Below are 10,086 nucleotides of genomic sequence, written 5' to 3' on the forward strand. Positions count from 1 at the left end.
AGCCTTCCCCACGTTATTCCACCGGGGTCTCGGCCTTCTCGGGACCGTCCACGAGAACGGCGAGCTTGCTGGCCGCGTCGACCCCCTGCGCCAGCAGAACGGCGAATCCGGCCTCGTCCAGCATGGAGATCCTGAGACTGCGCGCCTTGTCGTACTTCGAGGCCCCTGGATCCGTGCCGACGACGACGGCGGTGGTCTTCCTGCTCACCGAGCCGGTGACCTTGCCGCCGCGCGCCTCGACCGCCTCCTTGGCCGAGTCGCGGCTCCAGTCGGTGAGCGTGCCGGTGATGACGACGGTGACGCCGTCGAGGGGACGTGGGCCCTCCTCCGCGCCGACGTCGGCGAGCCGTGCCCCGCCGGCGGCGATCCTGGCGAGGATGTCGCGGTGCCGCTCATCGGCGAACCAGTCGACCACCGCGCCGGCGATCTTCGGACCGACCCCTTCGACCGCGGCGAGGTCCTCGGCCGGCGTGGCGGCGATCGCTTCCAGCGACCGCAGTTCCCGGGCGAGCGCCCGCGCCGCCGTGGGCCCGACGTGGCGGATCGACAGGCCGACCAGCAGCCGCCAGAGCGGCCGGTGCCGCGCGGCCTCGACCCCCCGCAGAATCTGGTCGATCTTCTTCTGCGCGAACCCGCGCAGCCCCTCGAAGGACTCGGGCGTCAGGTGGAAGATGTCGCCGATGTCACGCACCCGGCCCGCCTCGAGCAGGGCGGTCGCCGTCTCATACCCGAGCCCGTCGATGTCCATCGCCCCCCGGGAGGCGAAATGGAAGATCGACTCCCGCAGCTGCGCGGGACAGGAGACGGTGTTCGGGCAACGGATGTCGACCTCACCCTCGGGCCGCACCAGCTCGGTGCCGCACTCCGGGCAGCGCGTGGGCATCACGAAGGCCCGCTCGGAACCGTCCCGCAGGTCGATGACCGGGCCGACGATCTCCGGGATGACGTCCCCGGCCTTGCGCAGGACGACCGTGTCCCCGATGAGCACCCCCTTGCGGCCGACCTCATCGATGTTGTGCAGGGTCGCGAGGCCCACCGTGGACCCGGCGACCAGGACCGGCTCCAGCTCCCCGAAGGGGGTCACCCGGCCGGTGCGGCCCACGTTCACCCGGATATCGCGCAGCTTGGTCGTGACCTCCTCAGGTGGATACTTGTAGGCCACCGCCCAGCGGGGGGACTTCGAGGTGGAGCCCAACCGGCGTTGCAGGGCGAACGAGTCGACCTTGACGACCACTCCGTCGATCTCGTGCACCACGCCGTGGCGCGCATCGCCCCACCGGTGCACGTAGTCCAGCACGCCGGGCACCGCCGCCAGGACCTCGAAGTGGGTGGCGACGGGCAGCCCGAGCTCCGCGAAGCGGGCATAGGCCGCCGACTGGGACGTGGCCTCGAAGCCGCGCTGCGCGCCCAGGCCATGGACAATCATCTCCAGCGGCCGGGTGGCGGTGACCCGGGGATCCTTCTGCCGCAGGGATCCGGCCGCGGCGTTACGCGGGTTCGCGAACGGTTTGCCCCCCGCGGCCACCAGCCCGGCGTTGAGCTCGGCGAACTTCGCGGTCGGGAAGAAGACCTCGCCCCGCACCTCCAGCAGCTCGGGCACCCGCGGCCCGCGCAGCCGCACCGGCACGCTCGCCAGGGTGCGGATGTTGGGGGTGATGTCCTCCCCCGTCCGGCCGTCGCCGCGCGTCGCGGCACGCACCAGGTAACCGTCCTCGTAGACGAGGTCCACGGCAAGCCCGTCGATCTTCAACTCGCAGAGCCAGGCGTCGACCTCGCTTTCCCGGGCCACGCGCGCCGCCCACTGGTGGAACTCGTCGTCGTCGAAGACGTTGTCCAGGGACAGCATCCGTTCGAGATGCTCGACCGGGGTGAACAGGGTCGAGTAGGAACCGACCACCTTCTGCGTCGGCGAGTCCGGCGTGCGCAGGTCGGGATGCCGCTCCTCCAGCGCGGCGAGCTCCGCCATCAACCGGTCGTACTCGGCATCGGAGATCGTCGGGGAGTCGAGCACGTAGTAGCGGTACGCGTGCTCGTCGAGCTCGCGGGCGAGGCTGGCGGCGCGGGCCCGCTCGTCCGCCGAAGCCGCCGCCGAAGCCACGCCGGATTCGTCGACTGTACCGGCCGTGCCGGTTGTCGCGCTCACGACGGCGCGTCGACCAGAACCCGCCCCGCCTTCCGGCAGTGGCGCACCACCGTCCTGGCATCGTCCGTTCCCAGGCCCGCCAGGCCACAGGTCGACGTCACGGCGACCACCTCCCCGAGCTGCTCGGGCCGGAATCCCAATCGGCTCCACAGTGCGATGACGGGTTCGACCGTACGGCGGGCATCCGACAACTTCGGTGCGGCCGACAACTTCGGTGCGGCCGACACAGCCCGTCCGGCTGCACCAGCCGGTGCGGCCGGTCCAGTCGGTGAAATCGGCGCGGCCGGTGAAATCGGCCTGGTGGGGACGAGACCCGCCATCAACCGCACTCCGGCCTCCACGATCTCGCCGACGGCGTCGTCCTCGGCCTGGGTGAGCGCGGTGACGTCGAGACCGACGAAGTCCACGCCCGCCGCGCGCAACGCCGCCAGCGGCACCGCGGGAGCGCAGCAGTGCACCCCGACTCCGCCGGTCGCCGGCAGCGCCCGCAGGCCACCGAGCAGGATCCGCAGCCGCTCCACGACCAAGCCCTCCTCGACCGCGGGCAGCACCGAGAACCCGCTCGGAGTGCGGATCCGGCCCGCGAGCACCGCCGGCAGCGATGGCTCGTCGAACTGGACCAGGATCCGCGCCCCCGGGACGCGCTGGGCGATCTGTTCGACCTGTTCGACGAGCCCCGCGGCCAGTGCGTCGGCGATGTCACGGGTCGCGCCGGTATCTGACAACGCCTTGTGCCCGCGGGGAAGCTCCAGCTCGGCCGCCAGCGTCCACGGGCCGGTCGCGGCAATCTTGAAGGGTCCCGCGTAGCCGGCGGCGACCTCCGTCAACGCGTCCAGGTCGCGTTCGAGCAGATCCCGTGACCGGCGCAGGTCCAGGCCGGGTCGGGGAACCAGCCGCCAGCCGGCCGGCTGAAGGTCCACCGGCATGTCGACGAGGATCGCCGCCGCCCGCCCGACCATCGCACCCCCGGGTCCCCTGGCCGGCAGTTCGGGCAGATACGGCAGGTCCGGCAGCTCGTCGAAGACCAGCTTGACGGCCTGGGCCGCATCCGTTCCCGGCAGCGAGCCCACCCCGGTGGCCGCGCCGGCCGGCCACATCCGTGCAGCGTCAGTACTCATGTCTTGACATCCTCCGGGAGTCCGCGGGAGATCCCCGGCCACGTCCGCTCCGGGCCCGCTTCGTCGACGGCCCGCCGACCAGGCGCCCGGCTAACCACCGGTAGTGCGGATGTGCCCTCCGCCAAGCACCCGGTCACCGTCGTACAGCACCACCGCCTGGCCGGCGGCCGTGCCGCGGACCGGCGTCGTCAGCGTCACGACGAGCTCCTCGCCGCGCGCCTGCGCCACCGCCGGTACCACCCCGCCGTGCGCCCGCACCTGGGCCAGACATGATACGGCCCCTTCGTGCGGCCAGACCGCCCGGTCCGCCACGAGCCGGCGCACGTCGAGCGCCTCGGCCGGTCCGACGGTGACCGTCGACGTCACCGGGGAGATGTCCAGCACATAGCGCGGCCGGCCGTCTGAGGCCGGCCGCCCGAGCTTCAGCCCGCGACGCTGACCCACGGTGAAGGCGTAGGCGCCGTCATGGTGCCCGAGCGTCTGCCCAGTCGTCGCATCGATGACCGGACCCGGCCGCGGGCCGAGCCGCTCGCGCAACCAGCCACCGGTGTCCCCATGCGAGATGAAACAGATGTCGTGGCTGTCCGGCTTGTCCGCAACGGCGAGGCGACGCTCGGCCGCTTCTACCCGCACCTGGGCCTTGGTGGAATCCCCGAGCGGGAACCGCGCGGCGGCGAGCTGCTCGGGACGCAGCGTTCCCAGGACGTAGGACTGGTCCTTGTCCGGATCCACCGAGCGGCGCAGGGTGCCGTCCGGATCGAGCCGGGCGTGGTGCCCGGTGACGACGGCGTCGAAGCCGAGCGCGAGGGCCTTGTCGAGTACGGCCGCGAACTTGATGCGCTCGTTGCAGCGCACGCAGGGGTTGGGCGTGCGACCGGCCGCGTAGGACTCGACGAACTCCTCGATGACGTCGGTCTCGAACCGGTCCGCGAGATCCCAGACGTAGAACGGGATGCCGAGGATGTCGGCGGCCCGCCGGGCGTCCCGGGCGTCCTCGATGGTGCAGCAGCCGCGGGCTCCGGTCCGGTCCGACTCCGGCGAGCGCGACAACGCCAGATGCACCCCGGTGACGTCGTGACCGGCGTCGACCGCCCGGGCGGCGGCGACGGCGGAGTCGACCCCGCCGGACATCGCGGCGAGCACCCGCATCAGACCATCACCTCCCCGAATCTCCGCCGAACCTCAGGGAACCACGTGGACGGGAGCGAGGCATCATGGGCATCGCATCTCAGGTGCCGCTCAGGCTGCCGCTCGTGCCGGCCAGCGCCCCCGCACGGCTCGCCCGCTCGACGACCGGCCCGATCGCCGCGACCAGCGCGTCGACGTCGCAGGCCCGTGAGGTGTGCCCGAGGGAGAACCGCAGCGATCCGCGGGCGTGTGCCTCATCCGCTCCCATCGCGAGCAACACGTGCGACGGCCTCGCCACTCCGGCGGAGCAGGCCGAGCCGGTGGAACACTCGATCCCCCAGGCATCGAGCAGCATCAGCAGCGAGTCTCCCTCGCAGCCGGGGAAGGTCAGATGGGCGTTTCCCGGCAGCCGGTGCGGCCCTGGACCGCCGCCGTCCCCACTGCCGCCGTCCCCGAGCAGCGGGGCGCCGTTGAGCACCGCCTCCGGGACCTCCGCCCGGACCCGGCGCACCAGGTCGTCACGCAGGGCCGCCAGCCGGACGCTCTCCTGCGGCGCCTCGGCGCACGCCTTCGCCGCGGCCGCCGCGAACGCCGCCACCCCGGCCGTGTTCAGCGTTCCGGACCGGATGTCGCGCTCCTGACCGCCGCCGTGGGTCAGCGGCTCCATCGCCAATCCCCGGCGCACCACCAGGGCACCGACACCGATCGGCCCCCCGATCTTGTGCGCGCTGACCGTGATGGCGTCGGGGCCCTCGTCGGTGACGGCGATCGGGATCTGGCCGAACGCCTGCACGGCATCGGTGTGGAAGGGCACGCCGTGACGGTGCGCGATCGTCGCGAGCTCGGCAATCGGCTGAACGGTGCCGACCTCGCTGTTCGCCCACATCACCGACACGACGGCCACCGAGTCCGGATCCCGGTCGAGGGCGGCGGCGAGGGTGTCCGGATGCACGGTTCCCGCGGCATCGACCGCGAGCAGCTCGACCTCGGCATCCTGCGCCCGGCCGAGCCAGGCGGCGGTGTCCAGGACGGCCCGGTGCTCGACGGCGCTGACCAGTACCCGCCGCCGGCCCGGTTCGGCCCGGCGGCGTGACCAGTACAGACCCTTCAGGGCGAGGTTGTCACTTTCGGTACCGCCTCCGGTGAACACCACGTCGGACGGGCGGGCGCCCAGCACTCCGGCGAGCGTCTCGCGGGACTCCTCGACGATGCGGCGGGCACGGCGGCCACTGGCATGCAGAGACGAGGCATTGCCGGTATCGGCAAGCACCGCGGTGTACGCGGCGAGCGCTTCCGGTCGCATCGGCGTCGTCGCCCCGTGGTCGAGGTAGGTCACAGCTTTAGAGGGTAGTCGCGGACGGGCCGACGGCGACGGGAGAGCGGATCACACCGATCTCCGGGGCGACCGTCGGATCAGAAGTCGCCGGCGGCCCGGCGCAGATCGGTCAGCAGGTCGATGAGCGTGCGCACCCCGCCGTCACCCAGCCCGGGATCGGCGAAGACGGTGTCGTTGAGCTTCTCGGTCGCGGCCATGGCAGTGGCCCGGCCCTCCTCGGTGATCTTCGCGAGAATCGCCCGCCGGTCCGTGGGATGCGGGGTACGCCGCACCTGCCCCCTCGCCTCCAACCGGTCGACCGCGCTGGTGACGCTGGTCGGATGGACCTGCAGCCGACTTCCGATCTTGTTGAGGGGCAGCGTTCCGGCCCGACTGAACATCAACAGCATCAGCAGCTCATAGCGCGCGAAGGTCAGGTCGAGGGGGCGCAGGACCTCGTCAACCCGGGCGAGGACGATCTGCTGCGCCCGCATCAGGGAGGTGACCGCTGCCATGCCGTCCGCGGCCGCCCCCCAGCCGTGGGCAGTCCAGTGCCGATGGGCCTCCGCTATGGGGTCGGTTGGCAACGGTTTCGGGGTGGCCACGACTTGTCGACGCTCCTGCACTTCATGGGACGGTTCCCGCCCGGCCTGGCAGCCGGGGACCGTCGCGGCGGGCAGCGTCCATTGCACCCCAGGACGGACGCGCTGGCAAAGATTCATGCGTACCCGGAGATTGCCGCGGCGCCCGGCGCACCGACCAGCGTAACGCCGATCGATGTAACGGCGGGCGCCACCCGGGACATAATCAGACGTTACGGCGATACTGCCCACCCACGTCGAAGAATGTCTGGGAGATCTGCCCGAGGGAGCAGACGCGGACCGCCTCCATCAGCGCCGCGAACGTGTTCCCCCCGCTCCTGGCGACCTCCCGCAGATGTTCCAGGGCGGCGCCCGCCTCGGCGCCGTGCCGGCGGTGGAACTCCTCCAGCCGAGTGAGCTGAGATTGCTTCTCCTCCTCCGTGGCCCGCGCGAGCTCCATCGGGCCTCCCTCGGAGTCGGGATCGGTGCCGGCCGACTCAGGCCGCAGGAACGTGTTCACCCCGATGATCGGCAGGGTGCCGTCGTGCTTGCGCCGCTCGTACAGCATCGACTCGTCCTGGATGCGTCCCCGCTGATAGCCGGTTTCCATCGCGCCGAGTACACCGCCGCGGTCGCTGATCCGCTCGAACTCGGCGAGCACCGCCTCCTCGACCAGGTCGGTCAGTTCATCGACGATGAACGATCCCTGCAGGGGATTCTCGTTGGCGGCGAGTCCCCATTCCTGATCTATGACCATCTGGATGGCCAACGCGCGGCGGACGGAGTTCTCCGTAGGAGTCGTCACAGCCTCGTCGTAGGCATTGGTGTGCAGGCTGTTGCAGTTGTCGTAGATCGCGCACAGCGCCTGCAACGTGGTCCGGATATCGTTGTAGGCCATCTCCTGCGCGTGCAGCGACCGGCCCGACGTCTGTACGTGATACTTCAGCATCTGCGACCGAGGGGCGGCACCGTAGCGCTCCCGCATGGCCACCGCCCAGATCCGGCGAGCCACCCGCCCGATGACGGTGTACTCCGCATCCATCCCGTTGGAGAAGAAGAACGACAGGTTCGGGGCGAAATCGTCAATGCGCATTCCTCTGGCCAGATAGGCCTCGACGTAGGTGAAGCCGTTGGCCAGGGTGAACGCGAGCTGACTGATAGGATTGGCGCCGGCCTCGGCGATGTGATAGCCGGAGATCGATACCGAGTAGAAGTTCCGGACCGCGTGTTCGATGAACCACTCCTGCACGTCCGCCATCGCCCGCAACGCGAACTCGGTGGAGAAGATGCAGGTGTTCTGCCCCTGGTCCTCCTTGAGGATGTCCGCCTGCACGGTGCCACGGACCGTGGCCAGCGTGCGGGCCCGGACCTCGGCGGCCTCGTCCGCGCTCGGCTCCCGGCCGTGCTCGGCGCGGAAGGCGTCTAGGCGCTGGTCGATCGCGGCGTTCAGGAACATCGCCAGGATCGTCGGCGCCGGGCCGTTGATGGTCATCGAGACGCTGGTCGACGGATCACACAGATCGAACCCGGCGAACAGGACCTTCATGTCGTCCAACGTCGCTATCGACACACCCGACGTGCCGATCTTGCCATAGACGTCGGGCTGGGACGCGGGATCGCGGCCGTAGAGGGTCACCGAGTCGAAGGCGGTGGACAGGCGGGTCGCGGGCGAGCCGGCGGAGAGGAAGTGGAACCGGCGGTTGGTCCGGAAGGGGTCACCTTCACCGGCGAACATTCGCGCCGGGGCTTCCCCGGCCCGTTTGAACGGAAAGACGCCGGCGGTGAAGGGGAAGTAGCCCGGCAGGTTCTCACACCGCAGGAAGCGGATCAGGCGAGCGTCGTCGTCGATGGCGGGTACCGCCACCCGCCGGACCGGAGTCCCGCTGAGCGTGGTGCGCACCAGCGGGGTGTGGATCTCGGTTCCCCGGACGAGATAGGTCATCTTCTCGCCCTGACGTTCCTCGACGATCGCCGGCCATTGCGCCAGGAGCTCCCTCGTCCAGAGAGCCAGGGCGGCTTCGGCCTCGTCGCGCAGCATGGCGAGGGTGGTGGGCTCCGCCGGCGCCGCGCCAGCGCCAGCGCTGGCCAGTGCCGCAAGGGCCGTCGTCAGATGCTCACGACGGCGGGCCAGCAGTGCCTGGCGCTCGGTCTCGGCGTGATAGCCCCGCACCGTCTCGGCGATCTCGGCCAGGTAGCGTACCCGGGCGGACGGAATGACCGTGGTCAGCTCGGTGGAGGTCCGCCCGTGCACCGGATGCAACGAGCCGGACACGGTAGACAGATCGTGTTTGCGTAGCAGCCCGACGAGGTGCTGATACAGGGCGGTCACCCCATCGTCGTGGAACCGGGCGGCCGAGGTGCCGAAGACGGGCATGTCCTCCCAGGACTGGTCAAACGCCTGCCGGTTGCGCACCAGTTGCCGGACGACGTCACGCCGGGCATCCTCGGCGCCGCGCCGCTCGAACTTGTTCACCGCCACCACGTCGGCGAAGTCCAGCATATCGATCTTCTCGAGTTGTGAGGCCGCACCGTACTCGGGTGTCATCACGTACAGCGAAACATCGCAGAACGGAACGATCGCCGCGTCACCCTGCCCGATGCCCGGCGTCTCGACGATCACCAGATCGTAACCGGCCACCCGGCAGGCCGTGATCACATCCGCCAAGGGAGCCGGAACCTCACTGCCCCCCGCTCGCGTCGCCAGGGACCGGAAGAACACGTTCCCTGCCGTGCCGTCACCCAGGGAGTTCATCCGGATGCGGTCACCGAGCAATGCACCGCCGCCCCGCCGACGGCTGGGGTCGATGGCGAGCACCGCGATCCGCAGGCTGTCGCCCTGGTCGAGGCGGAAGCGCCGGATCAGCTCGTCGGTGAGTGAGGACTTTCCCGAACCACCCGTGCCGGTGATACCGAGGACCGGAACCCGCGGCCGGCAGGCGGCCTCGTCCTGCAGCGCCGCCGCGAGTCGCGGGTCCCGGCCCACCTCGAGCACGGTGATCGCCCGGGCGAGCGCGCCGTCCTCACCAGCCACCACCGCATCGAGCTTCGGCCCGTCCTCCGTCAGATCGACGTCACAGGCCTCGATGATCATATTGATCATCTTCGCGAGACCGAGCCGTTGCCCGTCCTGCGGGGAGAAGATGCGCGCGACCCCGCGCGCGTGCAGCAGGTCGATCTCCGCCGGCACGATCACCCCGCCGCCGCCGCCATAGACCCGGACGTTGCCTGCTCCGCGCGCGCGGAGGCGCTCGATGAGGTAGCTGAAGTACTCGACATGCCCGCCCTGATAGGACGACAGGGCGATCCCTTGGGAGTCCTCCTGGATCGCGGCGGTGACGACCTCCTCGACGCTGCGGTCATGCCCGAGATGGATCACCTCGGCGCCCTGCGCCTGCAACAGGCGACGCATGATGTTGATCGCCGCGTCATGCCCGTCGAAGAGTGAGGCCGCCGTCACGATCCGGACCGGATGAACTGGTGTGTGCAGCGCGGCAGCCGGCTCGTGCCGGCCGTCGGAGGACATCGAAGCGGCTCCCGGGGACGATGTGGCGGACGGAGATACCTAGAACCCTTGGCTTCCCGATAGTAGGGCATCCATACAATAGATGCCACCATGACCAGGAGGCGGAAGCCGGCCGCTCCCGCGACCTGCCGGGCTCCGGGCAGGGTGCCCGGGCAGCCGAGTTTTGGGGAGCCAGTCACGGTCCAGGGAGCGCAGACCGTATTCAGGTCCCCCGAATTCGGTCCCCCAGATTCGCCGGCGGCGCTGGAGCGGGTGCCGCCAGCCAGTAGTCAGAAAAT

Annotated in this window: 6 protein-coding genes; all 6 read right to left on the bottom strand. The window is 70.4% G+C overall.

Translation table 11 applies throughout. The features are described 5' to 3' along the window. Window positions 1-13 precede the first annotated feature (13 nt). On the bottom strand, window positions 14-2,143 hold the full coding sequence (gene ligA / locus AC08OT_RS06150; RefSeq protein ID WP_476602616.1) for an NAD-dependent DNA ligase LigA: 2,130 nt from the start codon (window positions 2,141-2,143) through the stop codon (window positions 14-16). Further along, window positions 2,140-3,261 carry a methionine synthase gene (locus AC08OT_RS06155; protein ID WP_476593125.1) on the bottom strand — a complete coding sequence of 374 codons (1,122 nt, stop codon included), beginning with the start codon at window positions 3,259-3,261 and terminating at the stop codon, window positions 2,140-2,142. The genes ligA and AC08OT_RS06155 overlap by 4 nt, the downstream gene beginning before the upstream one ends. Window positions 3,262-3,351: 90 nt before the next feature. Further along, window positions 3,352-4,410, bottom strand: a complete 1,059-nt coding sequence (mnmA, locus tag AC08OT_RS06160) for a tRNA 2-thiouridine(34) synthase MnmA (protein WP_462188252.1) — start codon at window positions 4,408-4,410, stop codon at window positions 3,352-3,354. Window positions 4,411-4,489: 79 nt separating this feature from the next. Then, window positions 4,490-5,725, bottom strand: coding sequence for a cysteine desulfurase family protein (locus tag AC08OT_RS06165; RefSeq protein ID WP_476593126.1), 1,236 nt, complete (start codon window positions 5,723-5,725; stop codon window positions 4,490-4,492). A gap of 77 nt (window positions 5,726-5,802) precedes the next feature. Further along, window positions 5,803-6,309, bottom strand: coding sequence for a MarR family winged helix-turn-helix transcriptional regulator (locus AC08OT_RS06170; RefSeq protein ID WP_476593127.1), 507 nt, complete (start codon window positions 6,307-6,309; stop codon window positions 5,803-5,805). Window positions 6,310-6,511: 202 nt separating this feature from the next. Next, entirely contained in the window at window positions 6,512-9,808 is a 3,297-nt protein-coding gene (gene icmF, locus AC08OT_RS06175; RefSeq protein ID WP_476593128.1) for a fused isobutyryl-CoA mutase/GTPase IcmF, read from the bottom strand. Window positions 9,809-10,086: the final 278 nt, after the last annotated feature.

Source organism: Frankia sp. CgJB1 (genome assembly GCF_977947065.1).